Source organism: Streptomyces sp. NPDC086766, from assembly GCF_044746005.1.
GTDB lineage: Bacteria > Actinomycetota > Actinomycetes > Streptomycetales > Streptomycetaceae > Streptomyces.
This window is the reverse complement of the sequence record NZ_JBIVBI010000002.1, coordinates 45,240-64,160: the sequence shown is the minus strand read 5'-3', so window position 1 is coordinate 64,160 and position 18,921 is coordinate 45,240. Positions and strand designations below refer to the sequence as shown.

At 73.9% G+C, this 18,921-nt stretch carries 14 protein-coding genes; 5 read left to right on the top strand and 9 right to left on the bottom strand.

Translation table 11 applies throughout. The features are described from left to right. Window positions 1-56: 56 nt before the first annotated feature. Entirely contained in the window at window positions 57-1,331 is a 1,275-nt protein-coding gene (locus ACIPM1_RS03430; RefSeq protein WP_402428305.1) for a hypothetical protein, read from the bottom strand. Window positions 1,332-1,478: 147 nt separating this feature from the next. Between ACIPM1_RS03430 and ACIPM1_RS03425 the strand changes: the two genes are divergently transcribed. Continuing rightward, window positions 1,479-2,357, top strand: coding sequence for a DUF4429 domain-containing protein (locus tag ACIPM1_RS03425; protein WP_402428302.1), 879 nt, complete (start codon window positions 1,479-1,481; stop codon window positions 2,355-2,357). Window positions 2,358-2,474: 117 nt separating this feature from the next. On the opposite strand, the gene ACIPM1_RS03420 is transcribed toward ACIPM1_RS03425, so the two are convergent. After that, window positions 2,475-3,269, bottom strand: a complete 795-nt coding sequence (locus ACIPM1_RS03420) for a class II aldolase/adducin family protein (protein ID WP_356182277.1) — start codon at window positions 3,267-3,269, stop codon at window positions 2,475-2,477. Between the two features lie 152 nt (window positions 3,270-3,421). On the opposite strand from ACIPM1_RS03420, the gene ACIPM1_RS03415 reads away from it, so the two are divergent. Then, window positions 3,422-3,895, top strand: a complete 474-nt coding sequence (locus ACIPM1_RS03415; RefSeq protein WP_402428298.1) for a pyridoxamine 5'-phosphate oxidase family protein — start codon at window positions 3,422-3,424, stop codon at window positions 3,893-3,895. Between the two features lie 9 nt (window positions 3,896-3,904). On the opposite strand, the gene guaA is transcribed toward ACIPM1_RS03415, so the two are convergent. Then, window positions 3,905-5,485 carry a glutamine-hydrolyzing GMP synthase gene (gene guaA, locus ACIPM1_RS03410; RefSeq protein ID WP_402428295.1) on the bottom strand — a complete coding sequence of 527 codons (1,581 nt, stop codon included), beginning with the start codon at window positions 5,483-5,485 and terminating at the stop codon, window positions 3,905-3,907. 381 nt (window positions 5,486-5,866) lie between these two features. Between guaA and ACIPM1_RS03405 the strand changes: the two genes are divergently transcribed. Both ACIPM1_RS03405 and ACIPM1_RS03400 read left to right on the top strand, forming a co-directional pair. Beyond that, window positions 5,867-6,154, top strand: a complete 288-nt coding sequence (locus tag ACIPM1_RS03405; protein WP_402428292.1) for a chorismate mutase — start codon at window positions 5,867-5,869, stop codon at window positions 6,152-6,154. A gap of 729 nt (window positions 6,155-6,883) precedes the next feature. After that, window positions 6,884-7,921 carry a hypothetical protein gene (locus tag ACIPM1_RS03400; protein ID WP_402428289.1) on the top strand — a complete coding sequence of 346 codons (1,038 nt, stop codon included), beginning with the start codon at window positions 6,884-6,886 and terminating at the stop codon, window positions 7,919-7,921. Between the two features lie 101 nt (window positions 7,922-8,022). Here ACIPM1_RS03400 and ACIPM1_RS03395 read toward each other — a convergent pair whose 3' ends face one another. The 3 genes from ACIPM1_RS03395 to ACIPM1_RS03385 all read right to left on the bottom strand — a co-directional run bounded on the left by ACIPM1_RS03395 (window position 8,023) and on the right by ACIPM1_RS03385 (window position 12,593). After that, window positions 8,023-9,828, bottom strand: a complete 1,806-nt coding sequence (locus tag ACIPM1_RS03395) for a GMC family oxidoreductase N-terminal domain-containing protein (RefSeq protein WP_402428286.1) — start codon at window positions 9,826-9,828, stop codon at window positions 8,023-8,025. An 81-nt stretch (window positions 9,829-9,909) separates the two neighbouring features. Beyond that, entirely contained in the window at window positions 9,910-11,523 is a 1,614-nt protein-coding gene (locus ACIPM1_RS03390) for a succinic semialdehyde dehydrogenase (RefSeq protein ID WP_402428283.1), read from the bottom strand. Between the two features lie 104 nt (window positions 11,524-11,627). Beyond that, a complete protein-coding gene (locus tag ACIPM1_RS03385) occupies window positions 11,628-12,593 on the bottom strand; it encodes an MBL fold metallo-hydrolase (RefSeq protein ID WP_402428280.1) in 966 nt (321 codons plus the stop codon). 105 nt (window positions 12,594-12,698) lie between these two features. On the opposite strand from ACIPM1_RS03385, the gene ACIPM1_RS03380 reads away from it, so the two are divergent. Continuing rightward, entirely contained in the window at window positions 12,699-13,685 is a 987-nt protein-coding gene (locus ACIPM1_RS03380) for an AraC family transcriptional regulator (RefSeq protein WP_402428277.1), read from the top strand. Window positions 13,686-13,713: 28 nt separating this feature from the next. On the opposite strand, the gene ACIPM1_RS03375 is transcribed toward ACIPM1_RS03380, so the two are convergent. The 3 genes from ACIPM1_RS03375 to ACIPM1_RS03365 form a co-directional block, all read right to left on the bottom strand. Beyond that, the gene (locus tag ACIPM1_RS03375) at window positions 13,714-15,369 is read right to left on the bottom strand and encodes a serine/threonine-protein kinase (RefSeq protein WP_402428274.1); all 1,656 of its coding nucleotides are present in this window, start codon (window positions 15,367-15,369) and stop codon (window positions 13,714-13,716) included. Between the two features lie 83 nt (window positions 15,370-15,452). After that, window positions 15,453-17,084, bottom strand: a complete 1,632-nt coding sequence (locus ACIPM1_RS03370) for a protein kinase (protein ID WP_402428271.1) — start codon at window positions 17,082-17,084, stop codon at window positions 15,453-15,455. A 144-nt stretch (window positions 17,085-17,228) separates the two neighbouring features. Next, on the bottom strand, window positions 17,229-18,884 hold the full coding sequence (locus tag ACIPM1_RS03365) for a protein kinase (RefSeq protein ID WP_402429376.1): 1,656 nt from the start codon (window positions 18,882-18,884) through the stop codon (window positions 17,229-17,231). Window positions 18,885-18,921 lie beyond the last annotated feature (37 nt).

The following is an 18,921-nucleotide window of genomic DNA, read 5'->3' as shown; positions in this document are numbered from 1 at the left end:
TTTCCGGGCGAACGCGTGCGTTCGTCGCCGTCTGTCCCGCCCGCGGACGGCGCGCGTCAGTCCAGCACGTCGATCGCGTACCGGTTGGTCTCGACGCCCGCGGCCGTCACCACCTGCACCTCCACCCGGCCCGGCTCCACGTCCGCCGGCACCGGCACGATCAGCACCGTGTCCGTGGGGTTGCTGAAGCCGCCCGCCACCGGGACCAGGGGGACGTGGACGTTCACCGGGCCGATGCGGACGACCATCCGCGAAAGGCGGTCGGCGGCCTGCGCGCCAGGCGGGACGAACCCGGTCCCGCGGATCTCGATGTCGTCCCCGGTGCGGATCGGCCCGTCCAGGTCACCGGCCTCCCGGGCGCGCACCACCGAGAGGATCACCGCCCGGCCGCCCTCGGCGTACTTGCCCGCCAGATAGGTCGCGGCCGACACCAGCACCAGCACCGCCAGCCCCCAGGGCAGGTCGGGCAGCTGGTCGGGCCGCCGGGCCAGCCGCACCGCGGCGAACGCCACCGCCACGGCGCCGATCACGACGTACTGGATGTCGGCGAAGGTGCCCCGGCCCGCGTCGTCGGTCAGCAGGTCCGCCGCCCGCGGCCGGTCCGCGCGCACCTTCTGCAGCCGCTGCCCCTGCACCCGCAGCCCGACCACCCGGCGCACCAGCACCGCGATGCCGCACACCACGGCGAGCACGGTCACCACACCGGCCCCGCGGGCCAGTTCCAGACCGGAGATCAGCGCGTCGCGCTCGGCGTGGTCCGAGGCCGCCGCCAGCCGGCCCACCAGCACCAGCACCGCGTACACGACGAAGAGCACCCACACCGCGGCCACCGCCCGCGAGGTGGAGAGCCGGTTGTCCTCGCCGACGACCGGCGCCAGCACCCCGCCGCGCGCCCGGTGGAACCACGAGGCGGCGGTCAGCGCCCCGCCCACCAGGACCGCGGCCAGCAGCCCCGCCGTCCGCGCCGCGGTCCAGCCGGCGCCGATCGCGGTGAGCGCCTGGGCCAGGAGCAGCAGCACGACCGCCGCCCACACCGCGCCCGCGGTACGGCGCCACAGCCGCGCGAGCCAGGCCTCGCCCTCGGCGCGGCCGCGTGCGGCGACGAGTTCCGCGGACTGCGTCAGTTCCTCCGAGACCCACTGCCGGGAGGCCGACGCCGAGTGGGCCACCGCCGCGGGCAGCCCCTGCCCGGCGGCGAACTCGTCCCGCTTGAGCAGGAACGCGGCGACCGCGCGCCGATGCCCCGCCCGTGCCCCGTGCGGGCAGTCCCCGCAGGCGCAGCCGCCCTCGTGGGCCGCCCCCGCGCCGTCTCTCGCTTCCTGGACCGCCACGCCCGACGCCCGCCTTCCCCACCCGGAACAACACCCCTACGCCGACAGCGAATTGTGCCCTACACCACCCGCCCCCGCGGCCGCCAGGGCCCTTGGGCACGGGTGAAGCTCGGCCCGTCGGGTTGACCGGGCTGCGAGAATTCCCCTATGGCCGAGATCATCCAGCGTGACGGGACCTGGGCCTTCGACGGCAGCACGGTCAGGATCACGCCGGGACTGCACCGCTCCGTGCCGCTGTTCCGGCAGACGTACGGCGAGGTCGCGGTGCCGCTGGAGGCCGTGGCCGACGTGGTCTACGAGCCGGAACGCAGGCGCGGCCGGCTGCGCCTGCGGCTGCGGGAAGGCGCCGATCCGCTGCTCCGGGCGACCGGGGGGCGGCTGCCGGACGCGGCCGACCCGTACCGGCTGCTGGTGGACCTCGACCGGGCGGGCGCCGCCGAGTACGTCGCGGAGGAGATCCGCCGGGCCCTGCTCCTGGACCAGATCCCCAAGGGCCCCGCCCGGACCTATCTGCTGCCCGGGCCCCCGGTGCCGGTCTCGGTCCGCACCTCCGATGGCACCGTCTCCTTCGACGGCCTCCAGGTCCGCATCGACTGGGCCGACACCTCCGACCGGGTCAAGCGCGCCACCGGACCGCGGATCATCGCGGTCGACGACCTCGTGCAGGTGGAGTGGCTGCCCGGCTCCGGCTACGAGGACGGCTTCCTGCGCTTCGTGACCCGCGAGACGGCGTTCTCCAAACTGCCGCCCGAGAAGGACCCCTACGCCCTCGACCTGTGGGGCAACGCCCGCCGGGACCTGCTCACGGCCCTGGTCGCCACCGCGGTCACCGCCCGGCTGCCGCACCCCTCGGCCCGCGCCGGGAGTGCGGCCGCGGACCCGGTCGAGCGTGCCGGGGCGCCGCGCGCCGCCCACCACGACGTGCTGCTGCGCCGTCTGCGCGAGCTGGGCGAGCTGCACCGGGACGGGGTGCTCACGGACGAGGAGTTCGCGCGGACCAAGGCGGTCGTGCTGCGCGGCTTCTGACCTCCGCCGGCCGCGTCCGCGCGCGCCCCCGGCGGGACCCTCGCCCCCGGACGCGCCCCCGTGCCGTACCTGCGCCCCCGCGCGCACCCGCGCTCCCCGTGCCGTACCCCCGCCCCCTCAGCTGAGCAGGTCCGGCTCGCTGCGGCTGATCTCCTGCCAGAGGGGCTGGTAGTTGATCCACGCCACCAGGTCACCGCCGAGCTGCTCCCGCGTCGCCGCCGCCAGTTTGTGGTCGATCAGGACCGGCCGGCCCGCCGCCCGCGCGGTGAGCTGCACCTGGCAGGAGCGCTCCATGGACAGGAACCACCAGGCGGCCGCGTCCACCGAGTCCCCGACCGTCAGCAGTCCGTGGTTGCGCAGCACCAGTGCCTTGCCGGAGCCCAGCGCGGCCGCGATCCGACGGCCCTCCTCGGTGTCGACGGCGACCCCGGAGTACGAGTCGTAGAGGGCGTGGTCCTCGTAGAAGGCGCAGCTCTCCTGGGTGATCGGCTCCAGCAGGTCGCCGAGCGCCGCCAGGGCCCGGCCGTGCACGGAGTGGCAGTGGGCGACCGCGACGACGTCCGGGCGGGCCGCGTGCACCTGGGCGTGCACCGTGAACGCGGCCTGGTTGACGTGGTAGCGGCCCTCGATCACCTGCCCGTCCTGGTTGGCGAGCACCAGGTCGCTCACGGTGACGTGCCGGAAGGACATCCCGAACGGGTTGACCCAGAAGCAGTCGGTGAACTCGGGGTCGCGGGCGGTGATGTGCCCGGAGACGCCGTCCTCCAGTCCGGACCGCCCGAAGATCCGCAGCGCGCCCGCGAGCCGTTCCTTGCGGTGGCGGCGTTCGTCCTCGACCGACTCGTGCATCGGCGGCATCGCGAACTGCAGCCGGTCGGTGGGCAGGGGTGGGGGCGGCGTGGGGCCGTGCATGGGTCCTCCGGCGCTGGATCGACGTACGGGGCGGAACGTACCGTCGGGCGGGCCAGGATGACAGCGCTTGTTTGTGAAGATGACGCGCATCCGGGACGGTCCGTCCGCGATACCCGACAGAGGTTGTCCGGTTTCGGCGCCACACTCGCCGTATGGCAACGAACTGGGCGGCCTTCGCCGCCGCCGAACCCGAGCTGGCCGCGACCGTCGAGGAGCGCTTCGGCGCGTTCACGCACCACGTCCTCGCCACCCTGCGCAAGGACGGCTCCCCCCGCACCTGCGGCCTCGAGGTGCGCTTCTTCGACGGCGAGCTGTGGCTCGGCATGATGCCGGGCTCGATGAAGGCGCTCGACCTGAACCGGGACGCGCGGTTCAACCTGCAGGCCAATCCGGGGCCCGGCACCGGGATGGGGGGCGGGGACGTGCGCGTCGGCGGACGGGCGGTCGGGGTGACGGACCCGGAGACCAAGGACGCGTACGTGAAAGAGGTGGAACCGCCGGAGCCGTTCCACCTCTTCCGCACCGAGCTGACCGAGGTCGTGCGTACCCACGTCGAGGACGACACGTACCTGGTCACCGAGGTCTGGCTGCCCGGAGCGCCGGTGCGCACGCTCAGGCGCAGGTGAGCCGGGGGCTCACTCCCACTCGATGGTGCCCGGCGGCTTGCTCGTCACGTCGAGGACGACCCGGTTGACGTCCCGGACCTCGTTGGTGATCCGGGTCGAGATCCTCGCCAGCACGTCGTACGGCAGGCGCGACCAGTCGGCGGTCATCGCGTCCTCGGAGGAGACGGGCCGCAGCACGATCGGGTGGCCGTAGGTGCGGCCGTCGCCCTGGACGCCGACGCTGCGCACGTCCGCGAGCAGGACCACCGGGCACTGCCAGATCTCCCGGTCGAGGCCGGCCGCGGTCAGCTCCTCGCGGGCGATGGCGTCGGCCTCGCGGAGCAGGTCCAGGCGCTCCTTGGTGACCTCGCCGACGATGCGGATGCCGAGGCCGGGGCCGGGGAACGGCTGGCGCTGGACGATCTCCTCCGGCAGGCCGAGCTCCTGGCCGACCATGCGGACCTCGTCCTTGAAGAGCTTGCGCAGCGGCTCGATCAGCTGGAACTCGAGGTCCTCGGGGAGGCCGCCCACGTTGTGGTGGGACTTGATGTTCGCCGTGCCGGTGCCGCCGCCGGACTCGACGACGTCCGGGTAGAGCGTGCCCTGGACCAGGAACTCCACCGCGGGACCCTGGTCCGCGATGATCTCGGCCTGCGCCTGCTCGAAGACCCGGATGAACTCGCGGCCGATGATCTTCCGCTTCTCCTCGGGGTCGGAGACCCCCTTGAGCGCGGTGAGGAAGCGCTCCTCGGCGTCGACGACCTTCAGCTGCACGCCGGTGGCCGCGACGAAGTCCTTCTCGACCTGCTCGGTCTCGCCCTTGCGCATCAGGCCGTGGTCGACGTAGACGCAGGTCAGCTGGGAGCCGATGGCCTTCTGCACCAGGGCGGCGGCGACGGCGGAGTCCACGCCGCCGGACAGGCCGCAGATCGCCCGCCGGTCGCCGACCTGCTCGCGGATGGCGGCGACCTGCTCCTCGATCACGTTGCCCGTGGTCCAGGACGGGGTCAGGCCCGCGCCGCGGTAGAGGAAGTGCTCCAGGACCTGCTGGCCGTGCGTGGAGTGCATGACCTCGGGGTGGTACTGGACGCCGTAGAGCTTCTTTTCGTCGTTCTCGAACGCGGCGACCGGGACGACGTCCGTGGAGGCCGTGACGGTGAAGCCCTCGGGGGCGGCGGAGCAGGCGTCGCCGTGCGACATCCACACGTGCTGCTCGGCCGGGGTGCCCTCGAAGAGGGTGGAGGACGTCCGGGAGACGTGCAGGTCGGTACGGCCGTACTCGCGGGCGCCGGTGTTGTCGACGGTGCCGCCGAGGACCTGTGCCATCAGCTGGAAGCCGTAGCACATGCCGAAGACGGGGACGCCGGCCTCGAAGAGCGCGCGGTCGAGGCGGGGGGCGCCCTCCTCGTACACGGACGAGGGGCCGCCGGAGAGGATGATCGCCGCGGGGTTCCTGGCGAGCATCTCCGCGACCGGCATGGTGCTCGGCACGATCTCGCTGTAGACCCGCGCCTCGCGGACGCGACGGGCGATGAGCTGGGCGTACTGGGCGCCGAAGTCGACGACCAGAACGGTGTCGGTGGCGGCGGCAGCGGGGGTCGCTGATGACACGGGGTGCCTTCCGGCGGGTCGGGCGGGGGGTCTGCGGTTACCGATTCTAACGGGGCGGACGTCGGACACCTCCCGCGTGCCGGGGGCTGCCGCCCCGGACCCCCGCTTCGGCCCGAACGGCCTCGTCCTCGAGCGCCGGACGGGCTGGACCGACGCCGGCCGGTATCGAGGCGCTCCGTGGCATACTGGCCGCATGTTCGCGCAGACGACCTTCTTCTTTACCTATGGCGACCGGCCCGCCGGCTGCCATGGTCGTGCTGCTTGAGCGAACCGCCGAGCGACTTACCAGGCGCCCCGGGCCGACAAGGCCCGGGGCGCCTGTCGTTTCCCGGGTCCTGCCGTACCGGGGCACCGCGTCCGAACCGACGAGGAGCCCCCGAGATGTCCGTCACCCCCGCAGAGAAGACCGGCGCCCGCACCGACGAGGCCGCCGACGTGATCAACGGCGCGCGCGAGCGCATCGACACGCTCGACGACCGGATCATCGGGCTGATCCAGGAGCGGATCGCCGTGTCCGCCGTGATCCAGGAGGCCCGCATCACCTCCGGAGGGCGGCGCGTGAACCTCTCCCGCGAGATGGAGATCCTCGAGCACTACAGGGAGGCGCTGGGCAGGCCGGGGACCTCCCTCGGCATGACCCTGCTCGAACTGTGCCGCGGTCGCATCTGAGTTCGGGCCCGCACTCACCCGTACGGCGCGTGACCGTCCCGGGCGGTGCGTCGTTGGTCCCGGTGTCCGTGCCAGCCAGGGGCGGGCCCGAAAGAACCACGCGTGGCTCTCCGGAGTGATGAGACGTGCGGATCGCGCCGTGCGTCGTGGGACCTCGCTCCGGGGAAGTGGCCGGACGGCAGGGGACAGCAGCCCGGTCACCCAACTGACGGCCGGCTCCGGGGACGCCCGGGGCCGGTCGGCGGAAAAACAGAAAAATGCGCAAGTCCGGGTCAATCGGTTGCGGGCGCCCCTTTCATCCAGCACGATGCGTAGCAAGCCCCGAACCCCAAGTTCCCGCGCGGGCCACCGCATTGCAGTGCACCGCAGGACCGCCGGAGGTCGAGACCGGCCGCCCCCCGGGTGGGCCGGGGAGCCGACAGAGGCACTCGGGACCAGCGGCGCAACCCCCCGGCGCCGCTCCTCGGGCACCGGCGCTGCCCTGACGTCGGTGCTGACGAGAAGAAGGGCCCCGCGGCTCGCCCCGCGGGGCCCTTCGCCGTACCGCCTGTGACACAGCCCACAGAAAACCGTCGCCGGACGCGGCACAACCCTTTGGCGCCCTGCCGGGTCACACCAGCAGAACCAAGGGCCACGCCCGCGCCCCACACGCGGAGGCCTCCCCCAGCACGTACCGCGGCGCAGCGGTACGCCGGACTCTCCGAGGTCTTCATGAAGCTCCGCCGTGTCATGGCCGCAGCAGCCGCGACGGCCGCGATAGCCCCGCTCGCACTGCTCGCCGCACCGGCCGCGTTCGCGTCCGACGATCCGAGCTCCTCGCCCACCACCACGGCGAGCGTCAGCACCGAGACGCCGGCCGGCGAGAGCGAGTCACCGACCACGAGCGCGCCCGCCACCGAGTCGCCCGCGGACGGCACGACCGAGACGGCCGAGGCCGGCGAGTCCGACTCCAGCCCGGAGCAAGCGGCCCCCGCGGCCCCCGCCGCGTCCTCCGCCTCCTCCTCGGCCACGGCCTCCTCCTCGGCGTCCGCGTCGGCGTCGGCCAGTGAGTCCGCCGAGCCCACCGCCGACCCGACGCCCTGCACGGACGGGCTCGAGGACCCCGACTCGCAGCTGTCCCTCGCGGTCTCCGGCCTGCCCGGGAAGATCGTCGCGGGCAGCGGCTGGCACAACTTCACGCTCACTGCGGCCAACCACAGCAGCCAGGCCCTCGGCCAGGTGCAGTGGCTCGCGGTCGTCGACAACGACTCGATGAGCGACAACGAGAAGGACTGGCTGAGCACCTACGCCCAGGTCGAGTACCTCAACCCGGCGACCAAGGCGTGGGAGTCCCTCGCGGACCAGATCGGCAACGGCATCTACTTCGGTGAGACGCCGCTCGGCCCGCGCCAGACGGTCGACATCCAGCTGCGTGTCAACATCACCGCGAAGGCCCCCGCCGGCGCCGGCTACACCGTGGGCCTCGGCGGCTACATCGACCAGGAGAAGAACTGCGTCCACAGTTCCTTCGCCTACTACGAGTTCACCGTCCTCCACCCGGGCAGCTCCAACCACGACCCCGGTCACGCCAAGCCGGGCAAGGGCCACAAGCCGCCGGCGGGCGGCAAGGAGCCGCAGGGCGGCGCCGAGGAGATCCCGCCGACCGGCAGCCTGGCCTCCACCGGTTCGAGCTCCGCGCTCCCGATGATCGGCCTGGTCGGCGGTGCCGCCGTCGTCGCCGGCGCCGGGACCGTGGTCGTGGTGCGCCGCCGCAAGGCGGGCGCGTGACGCGTAGCGCGTGACGTGGCCTGAGGCCACCGCAAGAGAGGAAGGACCTGCGCCAGGAGGGGGGCGCAGGTCCTTCTTCTTCGATGCGGGGCTTGCGCCGGTCACTTCTTGGGCGGTACCGCCGGCATCCCGAGGAACGGCAGCCGCAACGCGCCGAAGGCGTCAGCCGGGACCGCCGGGGACTTCGGCTCGACCGGGCGGAGGCGCTGGTATTCCGCGCCCTGCTCCGGACGCAGGTCGGCCTCGCCCTTGTTGGGCCAGAACGCCATCGCCCGCTCGGCCTGCGCGGTGATGGTCAGGGACGGGTTCACGCCCAGGTTCGCCGAGACGGCGGCCCCGTCCACCACCGAGACGCCGGGGTGGCCGTAGAGCCGGTGGTACGGGTCGATCACACCCGACTCGGCGGAGGCGCCGATCGGGCAGCCGCCGAGGAAGTGCGCGGTGAGCGGGGTGCCCATCAGCTCGCCCACGTTCGAACCCGCGAAGCCGTTGATCTCCGCGGCGAGCGCCGAGGCGCCCTCCGTGGCGGCCCTGATCTGCTTGGGGTTGGGGGACCCGTGGCCCTGGCGGGCGGTGAGCAGGCCCTTGCCCACGCCGTCCGGCTTCAGGTACGTCGTCAGGGAGTTGTCCAGGGACTGCATCACCAGGCCGATGATGGTCCGCTCCGACCACCGGCGGTTGGACAGCGAGCGCAGGACCAGCAGCGGATGCCGGACGGCGTTCCGCAGCCAGGCCGCGACCCGGGAGGAGCCCTCGGCGTAGGGGACCTGGAGGATCGACAGACCGCCCATCGAGTTGGAGCCCTTGCCGTAGCGGACCGGCTCGATGTGGGTGTTCTCGTCGGGGTGGATGGAGGAGGTGATGGCGACACCCCGGGTGAAGTCCGCCCGCGCCTCGCCGGTCGCCTTCCGGTAGCGCCGGTTGTCGGTCTGGGCGCCGACCAGCGCCTCGGAGTTGGTGCGGGTCAGCTCGCCCAGCCGGGCCGAGAGATAGGGCAGCTGACCGCCGGCCTTCATGCGGTGCAGCAGCGTCTGGGTGCCGTAGGTGCCGGCCGCGAGGACCACCCGGCGGGCCGTGAACATCCGGCCCTGGCCCTTCTTCTTGGCGTCGGTGGGCAGGGTCGCGATCGCGTACCCGCCCCGGGAGTCGCCGGTGACCGAGACGACCGTCGTCATGGGGTGCACGACGGCGCCCGCCTTCTCGGCGAGGTACAGGTAGTTCTCGTTCAGGGTGTTCTTCGCGCCGTGCCGGCAGCCGGTCATGCACTCGCCGCATTCGGTGCAGGCCTTGCGCTCCGGGCCCGCGCCGCCGAAGTAGGGGTCCGCGGCCTTCTCCCCCGGCCGGGCCTTCGCGGTACCGTCGGCGTCCTCGCCGTCGCCGAAGAACACCCCGACCGGCGCCATGTGGAAGGTGTCGCCCACGCCCATGCGCTCCGCCGCCGCCTTCAGGTGCACGTCGGACGGGGTCATCGTCGGGTTGAGCCGCACACCGAGCATCCGCCGCGCCTGGTCGTAGAACGGCTCCAGTTCCTCCTGCCAGTCGGTGATCTCCCGCCACTGCGGGTCGTCGAAGAACTGCCGGGGCGGTACGTAGAGGGTGTTGGCGTAGTTGAGCGAGCCGCCGCCGACCCCGGCGCCGGCCAGCACCATCACATTGCCCAGCAGGTGGATGCGCTGGATGCCGTACATGCCGAGCTTCGGGGCCCAGAGGTAGTTCCTCAGGTCCCAGGAGTTCCTCGGCAGCGACTCGCGGGTGAAGCGGCGGCCGGCCTCCAGGACGCCGACCCGGTACCCCTTCTCGGTCAGGCGGAGCGCGGAGACGGATCCGCCGAACCCCGATCCCACGACGATGACGTCGTAGTCGTACCCGTCCTCGTCCCGGGTCTGGACAGACTTCTCCTGTGCCACGTGCTCTCCTCGTTGAGAACGGGTGCTGTGCTGTCTGTGGGGGGTGCGCTCCAGGGGGTGCGCCCTCGGGGCCTGTCGGTCCTAGCGGAAGCGGAAGGTCTTCATCAGCCTCAGGCTCCGGCTCATGAACGCCGCGTACTTCTCGTCGTCCATGCCGAGCGAGGGGGCCATGGGCAGCAGCCGCTGGTGGGCGACGGTCTGGGCCTCGGTGTACTTGAGGATGCCCTCGGAGCCGTGCCGGCGGCCGAGACCGGAGTCCTTCATGCCGCCCATCGGGGACTGCACGCTGCCGTACGCGGGGGCGTAGCCCTCGTTGATGTTCACCGTGCCGGTGCGCAGTCGGGCGGCGACCTCGCGGCCGCGCCGGGCGTTCGTGGTCCAGACCGACGCGTTCAGGCCGTACGGCGTGGAGTTGGCGCGCTCGACCGCCTCGTCGTCGGTGGCGAACCGGTAGATCGAGACGACCGGCCCGAAGGTCTCCTCCGTGCACACCGACATCGGCGCCTCGACACCGTCCAGGATGGTCGGCTCGAAGAAGTAGGGGCCGATGTCCGGGCGGGCGACGCCTCCGGCGACGACCCGGGCGCCCTTCGCGACGGCCTCCTCGACGTGCCGGGTCACGGTCTCCAGCTGCCGCTCGCCGACCAGCGAGCCCATGTCGGCGCCGTAGGCGAGGGAGGTGCCCAGGCGCAGGGCCCTGGTCCGGGCGGCGAAGCGCTCCAGGAAGGCGTCGGCCACCGACTCGTGGACGAAGAGCCGCTCGATGGAGATGCACAGCTGGCCGGCGGAGGAGAAGCAGGCGCGGACGGCTCCCGCGGCGGCCTTCTCGACGTCGGCGTCCTCGAGGACCAGCATGGCGTTCTTGCCGCCGAGTTCGAGGGAGACGCCGACCAGGCGGGCGGCGGCGCCCTGGGCGACCTCGCGGCCGGTGCGGGTGGAGCCGGTGAAGGAGACGTAGTCGGCGTGCTGGACGATCTCCGGGCCGACGACGGGTCCGTCGCCGATGACGACCTGGAACACCTCGGCGGGCAACCCGGCCTCGATCAGCAGGTCCCGGGCCCACAGCGCGGTCAGGCAGGTCTCCGTGTCGGGCTTCATGACGACCGCGTTGCCCGCGGCGAAGGCGGGGAGCGCGTCGCCGACCGACAGTTCCAGGGGGTAGTTCCAGGGCGCGATCTGGCCCACGACGCCGCGCGGGTGGCGCAGTTCGGTGACGCGGGTGAGGGTGGGCATGGCGCCGGCGTGCCGCTTGGGCCTCAGGTAGGCGGCGGCCCTGCGGCCGTAGTGCCGGGCCGCCACGGCGACGGCCTGCACCTCCTCGTGCGCGTGCAGGCGGGCCTTGCCGGTCTCCAGCTGGATCAGGTCGAGGACCTCGGCCTGGCGGGCGAGCACCAGGTCGTGGAAGCGGAGCAGGACGGCGGCACGCTGCCGGACCGGGGTCCGCTCCCAGACCGCCTGGGCGGCGCGGGCCCGCTCGAAGGCGGTGGCGACGTCCTCGGGGGTGGACTCGGGCAGGTCGGCGAGCTTCTCGCCGGTGAAGGGCGAGTGGTTGGCGGTCCGGCCGGATCCGACGACGCCCTTGGTGAGCTGCGCGACCAGCTCGGGGGTCACCACGTCGGCGGCGGTGCGGGCGCCCGCGGGAGCGGGGGCCAGGGGATTCGTTCCGGTCATGGCCGGGGCCTGCGAGTCCGTCATGACGCGCAGAGTATGCCGGACCGCAAGCTTTGTGTACCCGTCGGTAATAGGGATTCACCGAGTGCTCACACGACGCCAGCGATCACTGGCAACGAATGCGCTGATCAGGGTGTTGGGCCCGACACCGGACGAGACATCGGGTGGGACGCCGGAAGGTTCGCCGGGTGGGACGCCGGGCGGGCCGCCATGGCGAATCCCCCGCCGTGCCGGCGGACCTCCACCGCACCGGACCCGCCGAAGTGCGCGGGGATCACCAACTCGTTCTCGTCCACCGCCCGTTCGAGCACCCGACGCCGGGTGCCCGCCGCCTGCCGGGGGTCGAGGCAGAAGCAGCTGCTGCACTCGGGGCGGAGGATCTGCACCGGGCTGTGCAGCAGGTCGCCCACGAAGACCGCCCGCTCGCCGCCCGACTCCAGCCGCAGCACCGACGAGCCGGGGGTGTGGCCCGGGGCCGCCTCCAGGGTGAGGTGGCCGTCGATCCGGTGCTCCCCCTCCCACAGCACGGCCTGCCCGGCGCGGTGCACCGGCGCCACGCTGTCCTCGTACATCAGCCGGTCGTCGGGCCGCGCCCCGCCCGCGTAGGCGTTCGCCGGACCGAAGTGGCGGTCGTCGGCGGCGGGGATCAGGTAGCGCGCGCGGGGGAAGGACGGCACCCACTCCCCGCCGGCGTCACGGGTGTTCCAGCCGACGTGGTCGCCGTGGAGGTGGGTGTTGACGACGACGTCGACGTCCTGCGGCCGGACCCCGGCCCGCTCCAGACGGCCCAGGAAGCCCCCCTTGCGCCGATGGAACAGCGCACTGCCGGGCCGCTCCCGGTCGTCGCCGACGCCGGTGTCGACGAGCACCGTCCGCCCGCCGCCGCGCACCACCCAGGTCTGGAGCGTCACCACGGCCCGGTCGCCGCCGGGTTCCCGGTGGTCGGGGACGAGTTCGTCCTCGTGCTCCCGCCACACCTCGGGGGCGCAGTCCGGGACGAGGGTGCCCGCGGGGACGTAGGGGCCCTGCCACTCGACGACCCGGGTCACCTCGAAGTCGCCGATCACGAAACGCTGCGCGTGCTCCTCAGTCATGCCTCGGAGCCTAGGCGGGGATGATGAGCGTTCCAATGCGTGGAAGGATCAGATGAATACGAGATCGTCTCATCCGTGCGCCGAAGAGTGCCGTACCCTGCCGTCATGGACGTGGTGAGCGACGCGATCTCCGCCGTGCGGGCCGGACGGCCCTCCTCCAACCGGCTGCGGGTGGGCGGGCGCTGGTGCACCCGGTTCGACCCCTACGAGGGCGCGGGCTTCCACGTCGTGCTCGCGGGCGGCTGCTGGCTGCTGCCGGACGGGGGCGGGGACCCGGTGACGCTGCACACGGGCGACGTCGTGCTGCTGCCGCACGGCGCCGGGCACGTGCTGGCCGACCGGCCCGCCGGCGCGGCCGAGGTGGCGCGGGCGGTGCCGTTCGACCAGGTGCGCGAGGGTGCCGCCGGGGGTGGCGCCGCACGGGGTGGCGCTCGGGGCGCGGACGAGGGCGTGGGCGTCGGCGGGGACGAGGGTGACCGCGGGGACGAGGGCGGGCGTGGGCCGGTGGTCGAACTGCTGTGCGGGAAGTACCGCCTCGACCGCAGCCGGACGCACCCGCTGATGGCCGAGCTGCCCCAGGTGGTGCATCTGCCCCACCGGGTCGGCGTCCACCCCGAGCTGCGCTCCGCGCTCGACCTGCTGGCCCGGGAACTGGACGAGCGCCGCCCGGGCGCCTGCCTCGCGCTGCCGAGCCTGCTGGACCTCCTGCTGATCTACATGGTCCGCGCCTGGATGACCGAGGCGGCGGTCGGCGCCTGGCCGGCGGTGCTCGACGACCCGGTGACGACGGCCGCGCTGCGCGCCCTGCACTCCGACCCTGCCGCCGCCTGGACGAACGACCGCCTGGCCACCGCGGCGGGCGTCTCCCGCGCCACGCTGGCCCGCCGCTTCACCGCCCTCGTCGGCCGTCCTCCGATGGCCTATCTGACCTGGTGGCGGCTGACCCTGGCCGCCGCCCGCCTGCGGGACACGGACGCCCCGCTGGTGAAGGTCGCCCAGGAGACCGGCTACAGCAGCCCGTACGCCCTCTCCCACGCCTTCAGCCGGGAGTTCGGGATCACTCCGGGGCGCTACCGGGCCGCCCGGACCTGAAGGGCCCGGGACGGCCGGGCCGTGCCGGTCAGAGCGCGTCGACGTCCAGGTTCGTGATCGCGGTCTGCGCCACCTCGCGCCCGCGCCCGGTGAAGTCGCCCTTGCCGGGGTAGCTCACGACCAGCTTGTACAGGTCGCCCGCGGAGCTCTTGTAGTAGAGGATCCGCACCTCGCGCGGGAGCGGGTTCTGGCTGTCGGTGGTGGTGTAGACGACGGTGTTCTCGGCGGCCTTCCTGCCCTGGTACGCCGACTCCCTGGGCCGGGTCCGCGGGTTCTCCGGCATCCCGAGGCTGTAGTCGCCGGACTGCTTGAACGTGCCGTCGTCGTCGTACATCTGGGCGGCCGCGGAGCCCTTGATGGTGTGGCTGTCGTCCTCGGACCTCCGCACCAGCGTCAGGGCGATCCGGATGCTGCCGCTCCAGTCGCTGTAGGCCACCCAGTGGCCCTTGTCCGTCTTACGGTCCGGCACCGTGCGCTGGTAGTCGCCGGGCACCGCGAGCGTGGCCGCCACGTCCTTCTCGTGACGGGTCCGCCAGTCGTCCGGCAGCGGATCCGCGAACGGCCGCGCGACCAGCAGGTACGCCGTCACCGCCGCCACGGCGACCGCCGCGCCGAGCCCGAGCCACGCGCCGCGCCCGAACCGGAGCCCGTGCCGCGCGCCCTCGGCATCCCCGGTCTCCCCCGCGCCCTCGGGGTACGCCACCACCTGGGTCGGCGCCGGGGCCGGCGGGGCGGCGGCCGCCTCCAGCAGGGCGCGCACCCGGGCGGCGTCCGGGCGGTGCGCCGGGTCCTTCTCCAGCAGGCCGGTGACGGCGTCGGCGAGCGGCCCCCGCGCGGCGGCCGGCGCCGCGGGCACCGCGTTGAGCACCGACTGGAGCGTGGCCGGGGTGTTGCTGCGGCGGAACGGGGAGACGCCCTCCGTGGCCGCGTACAGCACCACGCCGAGCGACCACAGGTCGGAGGCCGGGCCGGGGCGCCTGCCCAGCACCCGCTCCGGCGCGATGTACTCGGGCGAGCCGACGAAGCCGCCGGTGTCGGTCAGGCTGGTCTCGCCCTCGATCTGGGCGATGCCGAAGTCGGTGAGGACGATCCGGCCGTGCCGGCCCAGCATGATGTTGTCCGGCTTCACGTCCCGGTGCAGGACGCCCGCCGCGTGCGCGGCCTCCAGCGCGCCGAGCACCTCCAGCCCGACCCGGGCCGCCTCGCGCGCGTCCAGCGTGCCCTCCCGCAGGGCGCTGCCCAGCGAGCGGCCGTGCACCAGCTCCATCACGATCCACGGCTGCCCGTCGACGACCGCGACGTCGTGGACGGTGACGACGGCGGGGTGGTCGAGCCGGGCCGCGGCGCGGGCCTCGCGGCGCATCCGCTCGAAGGCGTTGGCGCGTTCGCGCTCGGGAAGGTGGTCGGGGACGCGGGGCTCCTTGACGGCGACCTCGCGGTCCACGGTCTCGTCCTTGGCCCGCCACACGGTCCCCATCCCGCCGTGCCCGAGCTTGGCGAGCAGCCGGTACCGCCCGGCGATCAGCCGCCCGGCGCCGGGATCCCCGGACCGCGTGGCGCCGTCGCCACGCCCCGGCGCGTACGGGTTCTGCGGGTGGGGCACCCGCACCCGCGCGTCGGGCGGTCGCAGGACGAAACTCGTCGGCTCTTCGGACTCGTGGCGGGCTCCCCCGTCGTTGCTCATGAGTCCATCCATATCGCGACCGCCGCCGGCGTCTCCACCGTGTGGGCCCGGCGGTCACAGACCCGTGACCAACGGGGGACGGCCTACCCGGGGGTGAAGGTGTCGAGGGCGACGTCGAAGTGCTCCTTGGCCTCCCGCACCTTCCCGACCGGCGCCGACACCCACACGTCGTACATCCGCCCGTCCTGCTCCCAGCACAGGTCGTAGGTGTGCCGCGGACCCTCCGCCGCGCTGAAGCCGCTCCAGCTGAACTCCCAGAGGGCGGCGGGGTGTCCGGCGTGCGTGGTGGCGGTGACCCGGCCGTCGTGGTAGCCGGGGTTGGTGGTCGGGCCCTGCGCGTCCGACCGGCGCATCACCGCGAGCGGGCCGCCGGTCCCGGGAGCGGTGACCTTGACGCCGAGGCGGAAGATCTCCCCCGGTGAGAGGTAGAAGATCCGCTCGCCCTGCGGTCTGCGGGTGAAGCCGTCCGGTACGGCGAGCGAGAAACCGGCGGGGTCCCGGACCGCGTGGTAACCGGAGGGCGCGGTGGGGCCGTTGACCGCGGGCGCGGCGGACCGCGTGACGGTGACGGTGGAGGCCGGGGTGGCCGGCCGCGAGGGCGGCCCGGGGGTCGGGGGCGCCGTGCTCGCCGAGCCGCTCGCGGACGGGCGCGGCGCCGGACTCGTCGGAGTGCCGCCCGCGCCCCCGCTCCCCTGCATCAGCAGGGCCGCGGCGGACACCCCCGCCCCGGCCATCGCGGCGACCAGCAGCGCCGCGACCAGCACGCCCCGGGTGGAGGGCCGGGCGGGGGCCTCCTCCGTCCGGCCCTCGGCGGCGGGCGCGGGCCCCGGCCGGGGCAGGTCGCGCTGGGTGGCCGTGTAGCGGGCCGGCGGCTGCGGGGTCCGCCCCGAGTCGAGGAAGGCCTTCAGCATCCGCTCCGCCTCGGCCGCGTCCAGCCGCAGATCGGGATCCCGCTCCAGCAGCCCCCGTACGACGGGGAGGATGGGCGCGGCCTGCGCCGGCGGCCGGATGTCGCCGGACACGACCGCGTGCAGGATTCCCCCCAACGAGTCGCGCCGAAAAGGCGATTCGCCGCTCAGGGCCGTGCACAGCAGCGCCCCGAGCGACCACAGGTCGGACGCCGGGCCGGTGCGGGACCCGGACATCCGCTCGGGCGCGGTGTACTCGGGGGAGCCGACGAAGGAGCCCGTCTCGGTGAGCGTGGTGGCGCCCGCGACCTGGGCGATGCCGAAGTCGGTGAGGACGACGCGGCCGGTGCCGGCCTCCGTCAGCACGTTGGCCGGTTTGATGTCGCGGTGCAGCACACCGGCCGCGTGCGCGGTGCGCAGCGCGCTCAGCAGGGCGATGCCGATACGGGCCGCCTCGCCCGCGTCGACGGGGCCGCGTGCCGCGATCCGGTCGGCGAGGGAGCCGCCGTCGACCAACTCCATGACGATGTAGGGGCGTTCGTCCTGCTCCACGACGTCGTGGACGACGATGATGTGCGGATGGCGCAACTGGGCGACCGCGCGGGCCTCACGCAGGGTGCGGTCGCGCTGGAGACGGGCCTCCTCGGCGGACAGCGTCTCGTCGAACGGCAGTTCCTTGACCGCCACCTGACGGCCGAGCAGCTGGTCGGTCGCCCGCCACACGACACCCATGCCCCCGCGCCCGATCCGGGCCTGAAGGCGGTAGCGGCCCGCGATGACACGGCAGTCGTCCCCCTCGGTCCCCATGCGCCCCATCATGCCGCATCGGACGACCCGGTTCCGGGGCGCTGACCGGCCAAGCCACCGACGTGAACGAGCCGTCCGCCCGCCTCGCCCCGACGCCGGACGCCCGCCCGGCGGCCGCCCGGCGCGGACGCGACCCCGCCCGCCTCAGCCCGCGTCCGGTCGCCAGCTCTGCAGCACCGACCTGAACTGCCTCTCCGCGGTGGGCCAGTCCGCCGCGGGCGAGGACATGTAGATCGCGTACTCGACGCCCTCGCGGGACACGTAGGTCTCCTCGGCGGCGTGGCGCGGCCCGGGGTAGGGCGTGTCCTTGGACAGCGCGGTCCAGGTGTACTCCCACAGGGAGCCCCGCCGGTCGCGGTAGGTGTTGGCCCGGAGGGTCACCCGCCGGTAGTCGACCAGCCGGTGGAGCTGCTGTTCCAGGTCGGTCTGGTGGTCGTGCGGGTCGGCGAAGTCCGGCGAGGTGTCGACGGCGATGCGCAGGAAGTGCTCGCCGCCGTCCGGCGTGTAGTCGACCTGGTGGGTCGCCTCGTCGAACACCGTCCGCGTCCAGTTCTCGCCGGGCACGGCGACGCTGAAGCCGTAGGGGTCGTCGCGGCGCACCCAGCCGGCCGGGAGGTTGTCCCCCGTGACGGTGCTCGGGCTGGGCGCGGGACTGGGCGTGGAGCTCGGCGCGGGCGAACCGGACGCGACGTTGGTGGGCTGCCGGCCGGTGCCGTCCCACTTCTGCAGCGCCACCGCGGTGCCGCCGCCGATGACCGCGGCGAGCACCACCACCAGCGCGAAGGTGCGCAGTCGGCGGTGCTTCGACGGCACGGGAGCGGCCGCCGGGGCGTGGCGGGGGCCGACCGCGGTCGGGCCGGTCGCCGGGGGGTGGGGCGTCGTGGCGGACGGGTCCGGGCCGGGACGGCCGGCCGGGTCCCGCACCGTGCCGGCCGGCCGGGCACCGACCCGCTGGGTGGGGACGTAGGCCTGGGCGATGTCCGGCCGGCGCCCCTCCGCGGCCTCCGCGAGCATCTGCTCGGCCTCGTCGACGCCGGGGCGGGCGGCCGGATCCTTGCGCAGCAGCGCGGTGATGACGGGCGCGAGCGGGCCGGCGGTCCGCGGTTCGCGGGGCTCCTCGTCGACGACGGCCTGCATGGTGGTCAGCGGCGAGGTGCGGCGGAACGGCGACAGGCCCTCCGCGGCCGTGTAGAGGGTGGCGCCGAGCGCCCACAGGTCGGAGGCCGGGCCGGGGTCGTGGCCGCGGACCCGCTCGGGGGCGAGGTAGTCGACCGAGCCGACGACCTCCCCGGTGCGGGTGATGGTGGTGTCGCCCTCGATCTGGGCGATGCCGAAGTCGGTGAGCAGCACCCGGCCGTCCCGGCCGAGCAGCACGTTGCCCGGCTTGACGTCGCGGTGCAGCACCCCGGCGGTGTGCGCGGCGCGCAGCGCGCGCAGTACCCACAGGCCGATCCGGGCGGCCTCCGTGGGCTCCAGGCGGCCTTGTTCCTTGACCGCGTCCGCGAGGGAGTGGCCCTCGACCAGCTCCATCACGATCCACGGGCGGCCGTCGTGCTCCAGTACGTCGTGCACGGTGACGACGGCGGAGTGGTTGATCCGCGCGGCGGCGCGGGCCTCGGCCCGGGTGCGCGCGAGGAGGACCGCCCGGTCGCTCTCGGAGACGTACAGCGCGGCGGTCAACTCCTTGATGGCGACGGCCCGGTGCAGCACCTCGTCGTGCGCCCGCCACACCCGGCCCATGCCGCCGCTGCCGATGGCGTCGGCAAGCCGGTAGCGGCCCGCGAGGAGCAGGCCCTGCATCTGATTCACGTTTCCCCGCAATGTTCTTGTCAGGGGT

Excerpts from the sequence above, each read along its gene's own strand:
- ACIPM1_RS03425 (WP_402428302.1), top strand. The coding sequence starts at position 1,479 with ATGGCCGAGATCATCCAGCGTGACGGGACCTGGGCCTTCGACGGCAGC.
- ACIPM1_RS03420 (WP_356182277.1), bottom strand. The coding sequence starts at position 3,269 with ATGCACGGCCCCACGCCGCCCCCACCCCTGCCCACCGACCGGCTGCAG.
- ACIPM1_RS03415 (WP_402428298.1), top strand. The coding sequence starts at position 3,422 with ATGGCAACGAACTGGGCGGCCTTCGCCGCCGCCGAACCCGAGCTGGCC.
- ACIPM1_RS03405 (WP_402428292.1), top strand. The coding sequence starts at position 5,867 with ATGTCCGTCACCCCCGCAGAGAAGACCGGCGCCCGCACCGACGAGGCC.
- ACIPM1_RS03400 (WP_402428289.1), top strand. The coding sequence starts at position 6,884 with ATGGCCGCAGCAGCCGCGACGGCCGCGATAGCCCCGCTCGCACTGCTC.
- ACIPM1_RS03390 (WP_402428283.1), bottom strand. The coding sequence starts at position 11,523 with ATGACGGACTCGCAGGCCCCGGCCATGACCGGAACGAATCCCCTGGCC.
- ACIPM1_RS03385 (WP_402428280.1), bottom strand. The coding sequence starts at position 12,593 with ATGACTGAGGAGCACGCGCAGCGTTTCGTGATCGGCGACTTCGAGGTG.
- ACIPM1_RS03380 (WP_402428277.1), top strand. The coding sequence starts at position 12,699 with ATGGACGTGGTGAGCGACGCGATCTCCGCCGTGCGGGCCGGACGGCCC.
- ACIPM1_RS03375 (WP_402428274.1), bottom strand. The coding sequence starts at position 15,369 with ATGAGCAACGACGGGGGAGCCCGCCACGAGTCCGAAGAGCCGACGAGT.
- ACIPM1_RS03370 (WP_402428271.1), bottom strand. The coding sequence starts at position 17,084 with ATGGGGACCGAGGGGGACGACTGCCGTGTCATCGCGGGCCGCTACCGC.
- ACIPM1_RS03365 (WP_402429376.1), bottom strand. The coding sequence starts at position 18,884 with ATGCAGGGCCTGCTCCTCGCGGGCCGCTACCGGCTTGCCGACGCCATC.